Origin of the sequence: Actinocorallia longicatena, assembly GCF_039534125.1 — a bacterium.
In the GTDB taxonomy this organism is placed as follows: domain Bacteria; phylum Actinomycetota; class Actinomycetes; order Streptosporangiales; family Streptosporangiaceae; genus Actinocorallia; species Actinocorallia longicatena.
In genome coordinates this window covers 115,619-132,013 of record NZ_BAAAUV010000013.1, presented here as the reverse complement: position 1 = coordinate 132,013, position 16,395 = coordinate 115,619, and the positions used below count along the sequence as shown (strand labels likewise).

The window sequence follows — 16,395 nt, the reverse complement described above, 5'->3', positions numbered from 1 at the left end:
CAGTGCTAGACGTCAACTTCTTCGACGAGCTCCGCATCGGCCTTGCGACGGCTGACGACATCCGTCAGTGGTCGCACGGTGAGGTGAAGAAGCCCGAGACCATCAACTACCGGACCCTCAAGCCCGAGAAGGACGGACTCTTCTGCGAGAAGATCTTCGGTCCGACCCGGGACTGGGAGTGCTACTGCGGTAAGTACAAGCGCGTCCGGTTCAAGGGCATCATCTGTGAGCGCTGCGGCGTCGAGGTGACCCGCGCCAAGGTGCGCCGTGAGCGGATGGGCCACATCGAGCTGGCCGCCCCGGTCACGCACATCTGGTACTTCAAGGGCGTCCCGTCGCGGCTGGGATACCTTCTCGACCTTGCTCCCAAGGACCTCGAGAAGATCATCTACTTCGCGGCGTACATGATCACGTCCGTCGACACCGACAAGCGCGACCGCGACCTGCCGACGCTGGAGGCGCACGTCTCCGTCGAGCGCCAGCAGCTCGAGCAGCGCCGTGACGCCGACGTCGAGGCCCGCCAGCAGAAGCTCGAGTCCGACCTGGCCGAGCTCGAGGCCGCCGGTGCCAAGGCCGACCAGCGCCGCAAGGTCCGCGAAGGCGCCGAGCGGGAGATGAAGCAGCTGCGCGACCGTACGCAGCGCGAGATCGACCGCCTCGACGAGGTGTGGACGCGTTTCAAGAACCTCAAGGTCCAGGACCTCGAGGGCGACGAGATGCTCTACCGCGAGATGCGCGACCGGTTCGGCAAGTACTTCCAGGGCGGCATGGGCGCCGCGGCCATCCAGGCCCGGCTCCAGAACTTCGACCTCGTCCTCGAGGCCGAGAAGCTGCGCGAGATCATCCGCACGGGCAAGGGCCAGAAGAAGGCCCGCTCGCTCAAGCGGCTGAAGGTCGTCAGCGCCTTCCTGAACACCACCAACAGCCCGCTGGGCATGGTGCTGGACTGCATCCCGGTGATCCCGCCGGACCTGCGTCCGATGGTGCAGCTGGACGGTGGCCGCTTCGCGACCTCCGACCTGAACGACCTGTACCGCCGCGTGATCAACCGGAACAACCGGCTCAAGCGCCTCCTCGACCTCGGCGCGCCCGAGATCATCGTGAACAACGAGAAGCGCATGCTTCAGGAGGCCGTCGACGCCCTGTTCGACAACGGTCGTCGTGGACGCCCCGTCACCGGCCCGGGCAACCGGCCGCTGAAGTCCCTGAGCGACATGCTCAAGGGCAAGCAGGGTCGTTTCCGTCAGAACCTGCTCGGCAAGCGCGTCGACTACTCCGGCCGTTCGGTCATCGTCGTCGGCCCGCAGCTCAAGCTGCACCAGTGCGGTCTGCCCAAGCAGATGGCGCTGGAGCTGTTCAAGCCGTTCGTGATGAAGCGCCTGGTCGACCTGAACCACGCGCAGAACATCAAGTCGGCGAAGCGCATGGTGGAGCGGGCCCGTCCGGTCGTGTGGGACGTCCTCGAAGAGGTCATCACCGAGCACCCGGTCCTGCTGAACCGCGCGCCGACCCTGCACCGCCTGGGCATCCAGGCGTTCGAGCCGCAGCTGGTCGAGGGCAAGGCCATCCAGATCCACCCGCTCGTCTGCACCGCGTTCAACGCGGACTTCGACGGCGACCAGATGGCGGTGCACCTGCCGCTGTCCGCTGAGGCCCAGGCCGAGGCGCGGATCCTGATGCTGTCCACGAACAACATCCTCAAGCCGTCCGACGGCAAGCCCGTGACGATGCCCACCCAGGACATGGTCATCGGCCTGTACTGGCTGACCGGCACCGACCCGGACCTCGCCGGCGAGGGCCGGGTGTTCTCCACCGTGTCCGAGGCGATCATGGCCTACGACCGGAACGAGCTGTCGCTCCAGGCGACCGTGCAGATCCGGTTCAAGGACGTCGTCCCGCCGCGCGGCTGGGTGGCGCCCGAGGGCTACGAGCCGGGTGACCCGATCCGGCTCGAGACCACGCTGGGCCGTGCGCTGTTCAACGAGACCCTGCCTGACGACTACCCCTTCGTGAACGTCGAAGTCGGTAAGAAGCAGCTGTCGGCGATCGTGAACGAGCTCGCCGAGACCTACCCCAAGGTCAAGGTCGCGGCCGCGCTGGACGCCCTGAAGAGCACCGGTTTCCACTGGGCCACCCGGTCCGGTGTGACCATCGCCATCGACGACGTCATCTCCCCGCCCAACAAGGCGGAGATCCTGGGCGGCTACGAGCGCCGGGCCGAGAAGGTCCAGCGCGAGTACGAGCGCGGCCTGATCACCGACGACGAGCGCCGTCAGGAGCTCATCGAGATCTGGACGCACGCGACCAACGAGGTCGCGGCCGACATGATGAAGTCGTTCCCGAAGCACAACCCCATCTGGATGATGGTGAACTCCGGAGCGCGTGGTAACCCGCTCCAGGTCCGCCAGATCTCCGGTATGCGTGGTCTGGTCTCCAACCCCAAGGGCGAGACCATCCCGCGGCCGATCAAGTCCTCGTTCCGCGAGGGCCTGTCGGTCCTGGAGTACTTCATCTCGACGCACGGTGCCCGTAAGGGTCTGGCCGACACCGCGCTGCGCACCGCCGACTCGGGTTACCTGACCCGTCGTCTGGTGGACGTCGCGCAGGACGTCATCGTCCGCGAAGAGGACTGCGGCACCGACCGCACCATCCCCTTCCGGGTGGCCGAGAACGACCGGGCCGCCGACGGCTCCCTGGTCAAGCTCGGGACGTCGGAGTCCAGCCTCATCGGCCGCACCATCGCGATCGACGTCGAGGTCGACGGGACCGTCATCTTCCCGGCCGACACCGACCTGTCGGACGCGGTCATCACCCGTCTCGTCGAGGCGGGCGTCGAAGAGGTCCGCACGCGTTCCGCCCTGGTCTGCGAGGCCAAGATCGGCGTCTGCGCCGCCTGCTACGGCCGCTCCCTGGCCACCGGCAAGCGCGTCGACGTCGGCGAGGCCGTCGGCATCATCGCCGCGCAGTCCATCGGTGAGCCCGGCACCCAGCTGACCATGCGTACCTTCCACACCGGTGGTGTGGCGGGCGGCGACATCACGCACGGTCTGCCGCGTGTCCAGGAGCTGTTCGAGGCGCGCATCCCCAAGGGTGTCGCCCCGATCACCGAGGTCGCCGGCCGCGTCAAGATCGACGAGACCGACCGCACCCGCAAGATCGTGATCGTGCCGGACGACGGCAGCGACGAGATCGCCTACCCGGTCTCGATGCGTTCGCGCTTCGAGGACGGCATCAGCGAGGGCGCCCACGTCGTGGTCGGCCAGCAGCTGATCAAGGGTGCGATCAACCCGCACGAGGTGCTCCGCATCCTCGGCCCGCGCGCCGTGCAGCTCCACCTGGTCCACGAGGTCCAGGAGGTCTACCGGTCGCAGGGTGTGTCGATCCACGACAAGCACATCGAGATCATCGTCCGCCAGATGCTCAAGCGCGTGAACGTGCTCGAGGCGGGCGACACCTCGCTGCTGCCGGGTGACCTGGTCGAGCGTCCGATCTTCGAGCGCACCAACCGGGCCGTCGTGGCCGAGGGCGGCACCCCCGCCGCCGGCCGTCCCGTCCTGATGGGCATCACCAAGGCGTCGCTCGCGACCGAGTCCTGGCTGTCGGCGGCCTCCTTCCAGGAGACCACCCGCGTCCTCACCGAGGCGGCCATGCACTCCAAGAGCGACTCCCTGCTGGGCCTCAAGGAGAACGTCATCATCGGTAAGCTCATCCCGGCCGGTACGGGCATGCCCCAGTACCGCAACGTCCGGGTCGAGCCGACCGAGGAGGCGAAGGCCGCCGTCTACAGCGTCGGCTCCTACGACGACACCAGCGAGTACACCTTCGGCACGGGCTCCGGCGAAGCCGTCCCGCTGGAGGAGTACGACTTCGGCCAGTACGGCCGCTAGTCACCCCGCTCCACCGGAAACGCCCCCGTCCGCTGCACAGCGGACGGGGGCGTTTCCCTTTAGCCTGCCTTCATGGGACTGCTGAATGTGATCGTTCTGGTGGTGTGCCTCGTGGCCGTGGTGGTGGGGTGCCTGGGGCTCGTGCGGGCCATGGGGCGTCTGCTGTAGGGCTACGCTTGGTGAGTATGGAGATCGAGTTCGAGTACGAGCTGCACCCGGACCTGAAGGAGCTGGAATGGCTGCTGGGGACCTGGGAGGGCGACGGGATCGGTGACTACCCGACCATCGAGAAGTTCCGGTTCGCGCAGCAGCTGACCCTCCGCCACGTGGGGAAGCCGTACCTGATCCACGAGAGCCGCACCTGGCTGCTGGACGAGGAGTTCAAGCGGGGACGGGTGCTGGCCGTGGAGACCGGCTTCTGGCGGGTTCCCGGCGGCGGGCGCGAGGTCGAGCTGCTGCTGTCGCATCCGACGGGCATCCAGGAGATCTACCTGGGCGAGGTGACCTTCAACCAGGTCCAGCTCGCCACGGACGCCGTCGTGCGGACCGCCACGGCCAAGGAGGTCACCGGCGGGAAGCGGCTGTACGGGCTGTTCCCCGCGACCGAGGACGGCGCCGAGCGCGACCTCGGCTGGGTCCATGAGATGGCCGCCGAGGGCCAGGAGCTCCAGGTGCACCTGTCGGCCCAGCTCAAGCGCGTTCCGGGCGTCACGGGCTCGGAGTACCGGCCCTGAGCCTCACAAGAACCACGTGAAATGGGCGATCCCCGGACCTTGGTCTCTGGTGAGAGCCGACAGGACTGGTCGGCGGGTCCGGGGATCGGGCGTCTGCTGGGTATTGCCAGGAGACAAGTCCCTTACAAAGGCTTGCTCCTAGCGAGCAGCCACCTCGCTAGTCCTAGTACAAACCATGTCGTGGACCACCTCCTTTCGAGCGTGAGACCGACGTTATGCGAACTCCCGCGAAACGGGCAAGCGTATTTTCCGCGACTAGGATTCAGGGCATGGCGCAGACCTGGCAGGAAGAGCTTCGGGCGAAGGGCTATCGCGTGACGCCGCAGCGTCAGCTCGTCCTGGAGGCTGTGTCGGCCCTGGAGCACGGCACGCCCGAGGAGATCTGCACGCAGGTGCAGCGGACGGCGCAGGGCGTCAACATCTCGACGATCTACCGGACCCTGGAGCTCCTGGAGGAGCTCGGCATGGTCAAGCACGCCCACATCGGGCACGGTCCGCCGAACTACCACCTGGCGACGGAAGCAGATCACGTCCATCTGCGTTGTCGTGGATGCGGGAAGGTGGAGGACGTCTCCCCGACCGTGGCGGACGGCCTCGTCCGGGCCCTCGACGAGGGCTACGGATTCGAGACCGACGTGCACCATCTCACGGTCTTCGGCCGCTGCCGTGACTGCAGGAACGGGGAGAGAACTTGATCATCTACGCCGACGCCCCCGACGAGGCGGTCGCCGCCCACTTCGGCGACCCCTACGGCGAGCAGAAGGCCCTCCTGGCGGGCACCGCGGCCGTCGACCGGAGCAACCGGGGCATCGTGACGGTCACCGGCCCGGACCGGCTCTCGTGGCTGCACAGCCTCCTCAGCCAGCATCTGAGCGGGCTGAGGCCGGGGGAGGCAGCCGAGGCGCTGCTGCTGAGCCCCAACGGCCATCTCGAGCACCATCTGAGCCTCACCGACGACGGCACGACCACCTGGATCCACGTCGAGCCCGGCACCGCGCCCGCGCTGGCCGCCTTCCTGGACCGGATGAGGTTCATGCTCCGGGTCGAGGTCGCCGACGTGTCCGGTGAGTTCAAGGTCGTGACGGGGGAGCCGGTCCGCGATCTCAAGGCGGGCGTCGAGCTGCCCGACGTCGCCGGACCTTCGTGGATCGTCCCGCGGTCGCTGGAGGTGCCCGCGCGGGCCGGGATCTGGGCGTACGAGGCGCTGCGGATAGCGGCCCACAAGGTGCGGCCGGGTCTGGACACCGACCACAAGACCATCCCGCACGAGGTCGGCCTGATCGACACGGCCGTCCACCTGAACAAGGGCTGCTACCGCGGCCAGGAGACGGTCGCCCGGGTGCACAACCTCGGCCGCCCGCCGCGCCGGCTGGTCTTCCTGCACCTCGACGGCGGCGCCGACCGGCTGCCCGCCCGCGGTGCCCCCGTTGAGCTGGACGGACGCCAGATCGGCCTGATGGGGAGCTCGGCCCGGCACTTCGAGCTCGGCCCGATCGGGCTGGCCCTGGTGAAGCGGAACGTTCCCGTGGACGCGACGCTGACCGCCGACGGCGTCGCGGCGAGCCAGGAGATCATCGTTTCGCCTGATACCGGTCAGAATGTGACCATCGACCCGGCGCTGCGTGGCAGAAAGTTGTGATTGGTCGCCTGGATTGTGGGATATACACGATCCATGGCAGCCCCCCAGCGCGGACGCCGCGGCATGCACGCGGTCCCCGAAGTGACCGGTGCGAGCGGTAGCCCCCGCAGACGCCGTGACGTCGAGCCGCTGGCCTGGTGGACCCTGTTCGCCGTTCTGGTCGGGATCGGCGTCTACACCCAGAACTGGCGGCTGCTGCTCGTCGCGCTGCTGGTGTGGAGCTTCTACGAGATCGCGCTGGTGCCGACCGTCTGCGGGATCTCGACCCGCAGCGGGCAGTTCTGCGCCGAGCCGGTCCGCGGGCGGGCGTTCGGCCACGATCCGCGGCACCAGAAGGTCAAGAACGACGGGCTCTGGGCGCTGATCGGGATGAACAACCCCTTCCACAAGGCCCAGGGCGACGGCAGCCCCCGCGACACCGGCACCCATGTGGCGGGCACCCGGCGCAGGACCGAGCTGGTGGTGAAGGACCGCGCGCTGCTGACCCTCGCGGGGATCGGCACGATCGTGGCGCTGGGCGGCATGCTCTGGGGCCTGTTCCCCTGAGCCGGGGCGGGCCCGGCAGGATGCGAGCCCGGCCCGTCAGACGTCGAGGATGACCGTGAACGGGCCGTCGTTGAGCAGGGAGACCTTCATGTCGGCGCCGAAGCGTCCGGTCTCGACCTTCGCTCCGAGGGCGCGCAGGGCGGCCACGACGGCGTCCACGAGGGGTTCGGCGGTCTCACCCTTGGCGGCGTCGAGCCAGGACGGCCTGCGGCCCTTGCGGGTGTCGCCGTAGAGGGTGAACTGGCTGATCACCAGGAGCGGCCCGCCGACGTCGGAGCAGGACCGCTCGCCCGCGAGGATCCGCAGCCCCCACAGCTTGTTCGCGAGCCGCTCGGCCTTCTCCGGGGTGTCGTCGTGGGTCACCCCGACCAGGACCATCAGGCCGGGTCCCCCGATCTCCCCGACGATCTCGCCGTCGACCCGGACCGCCGCCTCGCTGACCCGCTGCACCACTGCTCGCATGACCGCCAGTCTCCCACCGGAGGGGACCCGGTTGATTTCGGTCCGCCTGGATAGGGTTGAAGACATGGCAGAAATCGGGCGTCCGGTACTCGTGGAGGTCGAGCGGTCCGGATTCGTGGAGTCGCGGCACCGCGGCACCGCGATCGCGCTCGGCGCCGACGGGTCGGTGGTCGCCTCGGCGGGTCCGGTCGACGAGCTGATCTTCCCGCGCTCGACGGTCAAGCCGTTCCAGGCGATCGCCATGCTGCGCAACGGGCTCGACCTGCGCGGCGAGCTGCTCGCCCTGGCCGCCGCCAGCCACTCGGGGGAGCCCTTCCACGTGGCGGGGGCGGAGCGGATCCTGAGCTCGGCCGGGCTGACGGCCGAGGCGCTCCGGTGCCCGGCGGACTGGCCGCTGGACGTCGAGGCCGAGCGCGAGCTGGTCCGCGCGGGCGGCACCCGGTCGAGGCTCCACATGAACTGCTCGGGCAAGCACGCGGCGATGCTGCTGACCTGCGTCCGCAACGGCTGGCCGACCGAGAGCTACCTCGAGCCGGGGCATCCGCTCCAGCGCGCGGTGCGGGCGGTCATCGAGGAGCACACCGGTGAGACGATCACGGTCGCCGGCACCGACGGCTGCGGCGCCCCCCTGTTCGCGATCACTCCGCGCGGGCTGGCCCGTGCCTTCCACGGGCTGACCGGCAGCCCGGTGGTGGAGGCCATGCGCGCCCATCCCGAGTGGACCTCGGGGACCCGCCGTGACGAGTACCGGGTCTCCCGGCTGGTGCCGGGGCTGCTGCTCAAGTGCGGTGCGGAGGGCGTCGACGCCTTCTGCCTCCCCGACGGGCGGACCGGAGTGGTCAAGATCGACGATGGGGCGATGCGGGCCCGCACACCGGTGACCGTCGCTCTGCTGCGGGCCGTGGGAGTCACCGATCCCGCCCTGGACGAGCTGGCGACCACCCCGCTGACCGGCGGCGCGGCCGTCGTCGGCGCCATCCGCCTCGCCGCGGGCCTGGACCTGACCGGCTCCTGAACGGAAGAGGGCGCGGCGCCGTGGCGCCGCGCCCGTCCTCCCGGGGTGGGTTCATGAGGCGGTTCTGCGAGGTGGGTCCTGCGAGGTGGGTCCTACGAGGTGGGCAGCGTGACGGAGGAGGGTTCGGCCGCGGTGGCCGAGAACGTCAGGGTGCCGCCCTTCCTGCTGGTGCTGCGGTAACGCACGTCCATGGTGTCGACGACCAGGGTGAGGCGGTGGCCGCGGGCGAGGGTCCAGCGGATCGGCTGGAGCCGCAGGTCGAGCCGCTTGGCGACGCCCGGCCTGACGTCGCGCAGTGTGTAGGGGATGTGGGTGACGAGCCGGGCCTTTCCGCCGGGTGCCTCGTCGTAGAGGTAGACGAAGAAGGACGTGTTCCGCGCGCTCGGCGTGACCGTGGTGCGCAGCCGGGGGAAGCCCCCGATGGTCGTGGTCCGCCCGAGCTTCGGACCGCGGAAGACGAGGCCGTCCTTCCGGCTCACCTGGGACGGCCGGATCGTCCAGTGGATCCCCGCCTGGGCGGCGGCCCCGGTGCCCTCGATCACGCCGCTGTCGGCGACGGTCGGGACGCCGGTCGCGATGGTCCTCTTCCAGCCGGTCTTCTTGCGCGTCAGGGTGCCGCCGCCGCTCAGCGTGTACTTGAGGGTGCGGCCGGACTGGGCGGTCCAGGCGGGGAAGGAGCGCCACGGGCCGCCGCTGTTGGCCTTGAGGACCACGTCGCCCTTGCCGTCGGAGGGCTTGCCGCGCAGGTGGTGGTCGAACCACCGGGTGGCCGCGGCCCACACGTCGTTGGGCAGGCCGACGGCGCCCGCCCCGTCGGCGGTGCCGTGGTCGCCGGGCTGGAACATCAGCCGCTTCGGCGTCCTGAGCCGGTTGAAGAAGTCGGTGATCTGGCCGGGCGGGAACATGCCGTCCTGCCAGCCGTTGGCGATCAGCACGGCGGGGCCGCTGGCGTTGAGCCGGTCGACGTACCGGGACGCTCCGCGGGCCTCGGCGAGCTTCACGGCGGTGCCGAAGTCGTCCTTGATGTAGCCGTCCTGGACGGTCAGGTAGTCGGGCCCGGGCCGCCCGGTGACATGGCCGAGCAGCAGCAGCGCGGCGGCGGTCTGCTCCGAGACGGTCTCGTTCACGAACAGCGAGTCGGGCAGGTCGGCCCAGGCGCTCATCGCGGCGACCGCGCGGATCCGGGGGTCGAAGGCGGCGCCGAGCAGGGAGATGCCCGCGCCGTAGGAGATCCCGGCGGCGCCGATGCGCTTGGCGTCGGACCGGGTGTGGGTGACGGCCCAGTCGATGACCTTGCTCATGTCGTTCACGTCGGGCTTGCCGGCGATCTCGATCCTGCCCTCGGAGTCCCAGAATCCGCGGCTGGTGTAGGAGACCACGACATAGCCGGAGTCCCTGGCGAGCCTGGCCGCCGCCCCCGCGTACTCGGCGTGGAACAGCGACCAGCTCGACGGCATGACCAGTAGGGGGAACGGTCCCTTCCCCTCCGGCTGGAAGACGAGCGCCTTGATGGGCGTCCCGCCGTATCCGGAGATGGTCTCGTAGGTGCTGGTGAACCCGGAGGCCGCGACGGCGGGGACGGCCGTCGTGAGCGTTCCGAGCAGGGACGCCGAAGAGAGCAACGCCACCGCGGCGGTCTTCGCGCCGGGACTTGGGCGCATGGGGGTGCCTCCTTCTTACTTGCGGGTAACCAGCCACGTAAGTAAAGAGGTACCGAGGGCCCGGTTCTATGCGGCGCGCTATAGAACGGACCGTCTAATTGTGTGGTCGGAGACGGAGATTTTCCCCGGATTCCGTCACCGGCTCACTGGCCGGGGGCTCGGCGCGCTGGAACAGGACGTACAGCCAGACGAGGCTCGGGACGAGGAACAGCGCGCCGACCCCGAGGGCCCCGTAGACGACCGTCAGGCTCGCGTCGGAGGCCGCGGCCCCGTCGAGGTCGAGATCGGCCAGCGACGCCGCCCCCCACAGCACCGAGCCCACGGCCAGCGCCGCGCTCGCCCGCACCGCCACGTACCGGCGCGCCACCAGCAGAGCCAGCGAGACGAGCCCCGCCGCGGCCGACAGGAACAGCAGCGGCGACCGGACGCCGAGCCCCACCGCGCCGGGCAGCGCCAGCGCCCCGACCACCGCGCCGGTCGCCAGCGCCCGCCGCCGGAACAGATCGGCCGTCGCCGACGGGGCGATCCTGCGGGCGTCCCAGGTCAGGTAGACCGCGGCCAGGTAGGCACAGAGCGCGCAGGTCAGGACCCCCGCGTAGATTCCGACCGGGCCCAGCCACCGCTCGCCGGTCGCGACGGCCCCGGCGACCGCGCCGAAGCAGAACGGGGTGAGCAGCGACGACACCCCGAACGCCCAGCCGTAGGCCCCGTCCGGGACGGCCTTGTGGAACACGAACGCGCTGCCCCGGATCACGATCCCGAGGACGGCCAGCGACAGCGGCACCCAGTGCGAGCCCATGACGTCGGCGAAGACCGGCGGGAAGGCCGACCAGGTCATCACCATCACGAAGATCAGCCATACGTGGTTGGCCTCCCAGACGGGCGCCATCGCGTGCTCGATGACCTTCCGGTCCTCCGCCCCCCGCGCGGTCAGGTGCCACACCCCCGCTCCGAAGTCGGCGCCGCCGAACAGCAGGTAGGCCGACAGCCCCAGCAGGATCAACGCCAGCGCGACGTCGCTCACACCGTCACCTCTTCCCTGGTCTCGGCGGGCGCGGCCGGCACGTACCGGAACCGCCGCAGGACCACGACGGTCAGCACCGCCAGCACCGCGTACACGGCCATCACCACATAGAGCCCGAACCGCAGCCCGCCCGCCGGATTCACCGCCTCGGACGTCCGCATGTAGCCGTAGACGATCCAGGGCTGCCGGCCGACCTCGGTTGCCCGTACATAGCAACCCAACATGAGGTAACAGTTTGAGTATCGGCGTGAACCGGACCGTGATCGTCTACGTCGAGTCTCCGACCGGCCCCCGAACCTCGGAGACCTCGTGACCCCCCACCAGCAGCCCACCCATCATGCCGGAGCGGCGCCCGCCAAGAAGCCGGAGCCGAAGAAGGGGGAGCTCGCCATCGGCTGCGGCTGCCTCCTGCTCATCGTTCTCGCCATCGTCGCGGCCGTCGCCGCGGTGTGGCCGAAGGACGACGAGGCGAAGACCCCCACGGCCCCCTACAAGATCGTCAGGACAGAGAAAGGCCTGTTCGTCGCCGAGGTCGACCGGCTCCCGGAAGGCGATGGCCTGCGGCGGATCTTCGACGAGATCCGCCGCGCCCACGACGACCGCGACGGCGACTGGCACGTGTGGATCAACTGCTCGACCGGAGGGACCGCGGCCGCCGACAACCGGCTCGCGACCGGACGGTACGCCGTCGGCCAGCTCGGCGCCGCCAACACGGGCCTGAAGGCTGGCGAGGCGGAGTTCGAGCCCGTCGCGGGCGCCAAGTGCCCCAACGGCGCGAAGAACGATCCGCGGACCGTGTCGGAGAAGTACATCTCAGCCCCCCGCCGGAAGGCCTTCCTCTCCTCCCTGAAGGCCGTAGACCCGGTTCTCGCGGCGAACCCGGAGAAGGCGTGGAGCCGGGCCGCGTCGCGCTGCTACTCCCTCTACGGTGGCGCGAGCGCCGCCGAGGTCCTGAAGGCGACGGCCGCGATCTACGACGGGACCGTCCACCATGGCCGGCGCGCGTCCGTACCGGCCGGGTCCCCGAAGGCGCTGAAGATCTACAAGGCGATCCGCAAATGGATCTGCTCGAGCAAGCCCCTTCAGGCGCACTGGAAGCAGCTGAACCGCGGCTGACCAGTTTTGCCGACCGCGGTGTGAATCCTGGTGAATCCACCCTCTTGATCCGTGTAGTGCGGGGCATCATGGCGTCACCATGCCAGCATCTCCGTCCTCGTCGGCCCAGACCGCCCGGCAGCGCCTCGGCGAGCAGCTGCGCGCCATGCGGCAGGCCGCCCGGATCACCGGGCGCGAGTTCGCACGGCGAGCCGGGTGGGCGTCGGCGTCGCCGGTGACGATGATCGAGCGCGGGCAGCGGACGATCTCGCCGGACCACATCAACCTCTGGTGCGACATCTGCGGGGTCCCGGAGCGGCGCCGCGCGGAGCTGCTGGCCGAGCAGGACAACGTCGCCGGGATGTGGCGGACGTGGAAGCAGATCAACCGCGCCGGCCTGTCGGCCACCCAGCGCGCGGGCCACGGCCGGTACGAGAAGGTCCGGCACTTCCGGTCCTACACCTCGAACGGCATCGGCGGCCTGGTGCAGAGCGAGGGCTACATGCGCGTTGCCCTCGAGGCCGTCCGGCTCGACCAGGGCCTCGAGGTTGATGACGTCTCCGAGGCGGTGGCCGAGCGGATCCGGCGCAAGGCGGTCTTCCAGCGGGTAGGCGCGCGGTGGGTGTTCCTGATCGAGGGCCAGGCCCTCCAGCATCGCCTCTACCCCGTCGACGTCCACAGGGAGCAGCTCGAGTATCTGCTGGAGATGACGACTGATCCCGGCAGGTGGCCGTCGGTCAGCTTGGGGATCATCCCGCTCGAGGCCGACCGCACCCGGGACGGCGTTCACGGGATCTGGCCGGAGGAGTCGTTCACGATCTTCGACGACCGGGTCAACATCGAACTCATCTCGGGCTATCTGTCGATCTCCCGGCCGGACGAGGTCGCGATGTACGTGGCGGCCTGGGAGCGGCTGATGGGCCTGGCCGTTCACGGCGAGCAGGCCGCCGGGCAGATCCGGGCGGCCCTCGCCGTCCTCGATCGCTAGTCGAGCTTGAACTCGGCGTGAGGGACGGCGCGCTCCCAGATCCGCTCGAACGCCAGGAGGCAGCGGCCGATCACCTCGGGATCGTTGCTGTAGTGGTCGCGGTGGTGCGCGCCGGCGCCGGTGCAGGTGTTGAAGACGATCAGCCGGTTGTCGATGAGCCAGAAGTCGGCCGTCGGTACCAGGAGGTCGGGCGCGCTGTCCCTGGTCAGCCAGCGGACCTCTTCTCCGATCTCGAGGTTCACGTCCGTGACCATGTGCTCCCACCGGATGTAGTCCGTCGGCGGTGAGCTGATCACGCGGGCCCGCCGGATCTTGACGCCGCGCTCCGTCATCGACGTCCCGGCGGTCCTCCAAGCGGTCCGGGGTGCTCGGCCGGTGCCTCCGGCCAGCCAGTCCTTGAAGGCCGGGTTGTCGGGGTCGTAGGTGTCGCGGGTCTCGAGGTGGATCGCGGAGTGCTGGGCGCGCTTGAGCAGCTCGATCAGCTCGATGTCGCCATGGCCCACCCGGGTCGGCTCGTAGTTGCCCGTCGCGGCGTCGGCGATCATCTCGCGCATCCGGGCGGGCATCCGGACGACGGCCTCGTCCGCGCTCGAGGGCGCGTCCTGCTCCAGCCGGGCCAGGATCAGCGGGTCCGTGACGACCTTGCCGCGCATGTAGAGGTCTTCGGTCTCCTCCTCGACCCAGACCCCCGGGCAGCGGACGTCTTCAGAGTTGGGGTCGATGCCGACGAGAGCGAAGGTGGGCGAGCCGTCGTGCTGATCCATGGAGATGCCTCCGGGGGATAGGGGATGGCGGGTCACACGGTCCGACGATCGCCCGCTCGCGCGCGCTGGGTCAAGCCCGCGCACGAATCGAAGGTGTGAATTCCTGTGAACTTTATGGCGCAAAGTGGGCCTGACACGCCACTGTCGAAGACGTAAGCGACGCCCTCACCGAGGAAGGTCCCGTCATGGCGACCACAGCACCGCTCGAGGACGCGGAGCCCGTGACGCTCGAGCAGCTGCGCGAGAACTGGCCCGCCTGGCACATCCGGCAGTCCGGCCCGTCGCAGCTCTGGAAGGCGACCAGGTCCGCGAAGGGCACCCGTCCGGGCTGCACCCTCATCGAGGACACGGCGTCGAAGCTGCTCGCCGAGCTGCACCACCAGGTCGAGCTCGACGCGCGCAACGCCGTGCTCCTGCCGCCCCACGGCTGGTAGCTCGGCCCCACGATCGTGGGCGCGTCAGTCCTCCCAGGGCAACGGGAAGTCAGGGCTGGCGCGCTCACCTGCTGCGGTGGCGCGGCCCCCCTGGATCTCCCCCGGGATCCGACCGCGCCGCCGCGCTCCTGCTTGGAGGCAGAGATGCAGATGATCATTGCGGGGGTGTTCATGATCGCCCTCTCGCTCGGGATCGCGGTGTTCGCTCCCACCCGGCCGGACCGGCGCGGCGCCCGGAGGCGGCCGTGAGCGACAACCTGCACCCCGAGACCTGGAGCACGGTCCGCCGGAGCTCCTTCCTGGCGCACGGGCTGGCGCAGTTCCTGGCGACGGCGCCGACCGCGACCGACGCGTGGGTCCTGCCCGTCGACGAGCTGGAGGAGAAGACCGCGCAGGCCGACCAGATCAGCGCCCTCATGGACGCCGTCTCGGCCGCGCCTCTCCCGACGGACGCCGAGGACCAGGCCGATGGATGACGGAGGCCTCCGCGACGCGGTGCCCGGCCTCCTCGAGCAGGCCCGGGCGGCCGGGAGCCCGCGGGACGTCCCGGACGGCTGGGTGATCGAGCAGTCCCTCGGGGTCTGGCACGGGCGGCGCACGCCGGTCAACCGTCTGACCCTCGACGAGCTCGAGGCCGGGGGAGTCCTGGGGGTGTCGACGGCCGCAGGCCGCGAGGAGCTCCTCGACCTGATCGCCGGGCAGATCTGGACCGTCGCGATGCACCGGGCATGGCGCGGCCGCGAAGAGGCCGACCGCGAGGCATCGAACCCGTGTGCGAACATCAGCGGATGCCCGTCCCGCCCGTCGTCCGCTACCTCGATGTCCGGGGTGCCTGCTACCTGCTCGCGTGGCAGCGCCGCGGCGGCCGCTGGTGGGCGATGCTCCTCTGGATCGAGCTCGACCAGCGCGGCGAGCTGACGACCATGCGCCGCGCCTGGGTCGACGCCGGCGACGTCGCTGCGATCGCCGGGCAGAACTACCGGGCCGTCCCGCGGCTGCCGCCGGCCGCCGGTGAGCTGCGGGACGAAACCGACCCGCGTGACCCGGGGCGAATGTCCCGGGCCGAGGCGCGGCGACGGATCGACGGTCGTATGGAGCGGCGCGAGGAACCGGACTTCTGACTAGTTGTCGTAGGGGATCACGTAGGACGCCCGTTCACCCTCGTAGACGGCGCAGGCCTGGCCGAGGGCGTAGTACTTCGTCCAGAGGCGCCAGATCAGCTGCCACTGGTGGCACTGGGGGTCGGCCTTGGTGACCGGCAGCCCGGCCTTCTTCGCGGCGTCGGCCCCGACGACCGCGTTGTGGCTGTTGGTCTTGTCGACGAGGGCGTCTTTGAGCGACGCCGAAAGCTCCGCGAGTTCCTCCGTCGGGCGATCGGGCCGGCTGCTGAGGGCCTCGGCCACGAGTTCGTCTGTCCGGGCTATCGCGCTCCGGGCGAACTGCACGGTGATCGCGTCGACGTTGGCGAGGAGGGCGGAGTGGAGGGTGTAGGTCTCGGGCGACGCCTGGACGTCGCTCATGGCCCGGTCGACTGCGTTGATGAGGTCGTTGCAGCTGATCAGGCGTCCGTTAGGAGCCTGGAGCTGGGGGTCGACCGGTCCGAGGTCGCTGGTCGGTCCCATGAGGATGTGGTGGGCGCCCATGGCGAGGAGGGTGCCCGCGCTCTTGGCCATGTCGGGGACGACGACGGTGAGCTCCTTGCACCGGGACTGCGCGGCCCGGACGAGCCGGATCGCGGTCTCGGGATCTCCACCGGGTGTCTGCAGGACGAGGTGGAGGTCTTGACCGGGGTCGGCGTCGAAGATCAGTTCTTCGAAGTAGGTGACGTTATTCGCCAGGATCGCGTCGACCATGACGATCAGCCGACAGTTGAACTCGGTCTGATAGTGCCTGATCAGCTCCTGGCGCGCGTAGCGGTCCGCGTTCTGCGCGTGGAAGAGGGGTGACTGGCTGGGCAAGCTCAGCGCTTCTTGGCACGCGGGCTGCGCGCCGTTGTGGAGGTGGGCGTAGGACTGGGTGCTCGGTGAACCAAGCCCAGCTGCCGTGCCTCCAGCGCCTTCCGAACCCGGGACTGCCAGTCCTCCCGAGTGTCCTCCGGCTGGCGGAGCACCCGCTGATCCTTCTGATCGCTCATTGCTACCCCCAT

Annotated in this window: 18 protein-coding genes; 12 read left to right on the top strand and 6 right to left on the bottom strand. The window is 69.8% G+C overall.

Annotated elements, in window-relative coordinates; genetic code table 11:
* Positions 1-2: 2 nt before the first annotated feature.
* The 5 genes from ABD785_RS24910 (at position 3) to ABD785_RS24890 (ending at position 6,806) form a co-directional block, all read left to right on the top strand.
* Positions 3-3,887 carry a DNA-directed RNA polymerase subunit beta' gene (locus ABD785_RS24910; protein ID WP_344832599.1) on the top strand — a complete coding sequence of 1,295 codons (3,885 nt, stop codon included), beginning with the start codon at positions 3-5 and terminating at the stop codon, positions 3,885-3,887.
* Between the two features lie 185 nt (positions 3,888-4,072).
* Positions 4,073-4,621 carry a heme-binding beta-barrel domain-containing protein gene (locus ABD785_RS24905; protein WP_344832596.1) on the top strand — a complete coding sequence of 183 codons (549 nt, stop codon included), beginning with the start codon at positions 4,073-4,075 and terminating at the stop codon, positions 4,619-4,621.
* Positions 4,622-4,890: 269 nt separating this feature from the next.
* Positions 4,891-5,316 (top strand): Fur family transcriptional regulator, encoded by a 426-nt coding sequence (locus tag ABD785_RS24900; protein ID WP_344832593.1) that lies wholly within the window; start codon positions 4,891-4,893, stop codon positions 5,314-5,316.
* Entirely contained in the window at positions 5,313-6,260 is a 948-nt protein-coding gene (ygfZ, locus tag ABD785_RS24895; RefSeq protein WP_486303550.1) for a CAF17-like 4Fe-4S cluster assembly/insertion protein YgfZ, read from the top strand. The genes ABD785_RS24900 and ygfZ overlap by 4 nt, the downstream gene beginning before the upstream one ends.
* Before the next feature lie 33 nt (positions 6,261-6,293).
* Entirely contained in the window at positions 6,294-6,806 is a 513-nt protein-coding gene (locus tag ABD785_RS24890; RefSeq protein WP_344832590.1) for a hypothetical protein, read from the top strand.
* 36 nt (positions 6,807-6,842) lie between these two features.
* Here the strand turns inward: ABD785_RS24890 and dtd are convergent, their stop codons facing one another.
* Positions 6,843-7,268: a D-aminoacyl-tRNA deacylase gene (gene dtd, locus ABD785_RS24885; RefSeq protein WP_344832587.1), complete on the bottom strand. Its 426-nt coding sequence runs from the start codon at positions 7,266-7,268 to the stop codon at positions 6,843-6,845.
* A gap of 64 nt (positions 7,269-7,332) precedes the next feature.
* Here dtd and ABD785_RS24880 point away from each other — a divergent pair, with 64 nt between their 5' ends.
* Complete coding sequence (locus ABD785_RS24880; protein WP_344832585.1) at positions 7,333-8,283, top strand: asparaginase; 951 nt, start codon at positions 7,333-7,335, stop codon at positions 8,281-8,283.
* 92 nt (positions 8,284-8,375) lie between these two features.
* Here the strand turns inward: ABD785_RS24880 and ABD785_RS24875 are convergent, their stop codons facing one another.
* From ABD785_RS24875 to ABD785_RS24865, 3 genes are all read right to left on the bottom strand, one after another.
* The gene (locus tag ABD785_RS24875; protein WP_344832583.1) at positions 8,376-9,944 is read right to left on the bottom strand and encodes a CocE/NonD family hydrolase; all 1,569 of its coding nucleotides are present in this window, start codon (positions 9,942-9,944) and stop codon (positions 8,376-8,378) included.
* A 94-nt stretch (positions 9,945-10,038) separates the two neighbouring features.
* Positions 10,039-10,968, bottom strand: a complete 930-nt coding sequence (locus ABD785_RS24870; RefSeq protein WP_344832581.1) for a cytochrome d ubiquinol oxidase subunit II — start codon at positions 10,966-10,968, stop codon at positions 10,039-10,041.
* Positions 10,965-11,192: a cytochrome ubiquinol oxidase subunit I gene (locus tag ABD785_RS24865; RefSeq protein WP_344832579.1), complete on the bottom strand. Its 228-nt coding sequence runs from the start codon at positions 11,190-11,192 to the stop codon at positions 10,965-10,967. The genes ABD785_RS24870 and ABD785_RS24865 overlap by 4 nt, the downstream gene beginning before the upstream one ends.
* An 85-nt stretch (positions 11,193-11,277) precedes the next feature.
* Between ABD785_RS24865 and ABD785_RS24860 the strand changes: the two genes are divergently transcribed.
* Together ABD785_RS24860 and ABD785_RS24855 are read left to right on the top strand one after the other, a co-directional pair.
* On the top strand, positions 11,278-12,084 hold the full coding sequence (locus ABD785_RS24860; RefSeq protein WP_344832577.1) for a hypothetical protein: 807 nt from the start codon (positions 11,278-11,280) through the stop codon (positions 12,082-12,084).
* A gap of 79 nt (positions 12,085-12,163) precedes the next feature.
* Complete coding sequence (locus ABD785_RS24855) at positions 12,164-13,051, top strand: helix-turn-helix domain-containing protein (RefSeq protein ID WP_344832575.1); 888 nt, start codon at positions 12,164-12,166, stop codon at positions 13,049-13,051.
* On the opposite strand, the gene ABD785_RS24850 is transcribed toward ABD785_RS24855, so the two are convergent.
* On the bottom strand, positions 13,048-13,815 hold the full coding sequence (locus ABD785_RS24850) for a DUF6879 family protein (RefSeq protein ID WP_344832573.1): 768 nt from the start codon (positions 13,813-13,815) through the stop codon (positions 13,048-13,050). The two genes, ABD785_RS24855 and ABD785_RS24850, sit on opposite strands and share 4 nt — an antisense overlap.
* A 185-nt stretch (positions 13,816-14,000) precedes the next feature.
* On the opposite strand from ABD785_RS24850, the gene ABD785_RS24845 reads away from it, so the two are divergent.
* From ABD785_RS24845 to ABD785_RS24830, 4 genes are all read left to right on the top strand, one after another.
* Positions 14,001-14,249, top strand: a complete 249-nt coding sequence (locus ABD785_RS24845; RefSeq protein WP_344832571.1) for a hypothetical protein — start codon at positions 14,001-14,003, stop codon at positions 14,247-14,249.
* A 245-nt stretch (positions 14,250-14,494) separates the two neighbouring features.
* Complete coding sequence (locus ABD785_RS24840; RefSeq protein ID WP_344832569.1) at positions 14,495-14,725, top strand: hypothetical protein; 231 nt, start codon at positions 14,495-14,497, stop codon at positions 14,723-14,725.
* Positions 14,718-15,167, top strand: coding sequence for a hypothetical protein (locus tag ABD785_RS24835; protein WP_344832567.1), 450 nt, complete (start codon positions 14,718-14,720; stop codon positions 15,165-15,167). Before ABD785_RS24840 ends, ABD785_RS24835 begins: the two co-directional genes overlap by 8 nt.
* Positions 15,128-15,370, top strand: a complete 243-nt coding sequence (locus ABD785_RS24830) for a hypothetical protein (protein ID WP_344832564.1) — start codon at positions 15,128-15,130, stop codon at positions 15,368-15,370. The genes ABD785_RS24835 and ABD785_RS24830 overlap by 40 nt, the downstream gene beginning before the upstream one ends.
* On the opposite strand, the gene ABD785_RS24825 is transcribed toward ABD785_RS24830, so the two are convergent.
* Complete coding sequence (locus ABD785_RS24825) at positions 15,371-16,207, bottom strand: SDH family Clp fold serine proteinase (RefSeq protein ID WP_344832563.1); 837 nt, start codon at positions 16,205-16,207, stop codon at positions 15,371-15,373.
* Positions 16,208-16,395: the final 188 nt, after the last annotated feature.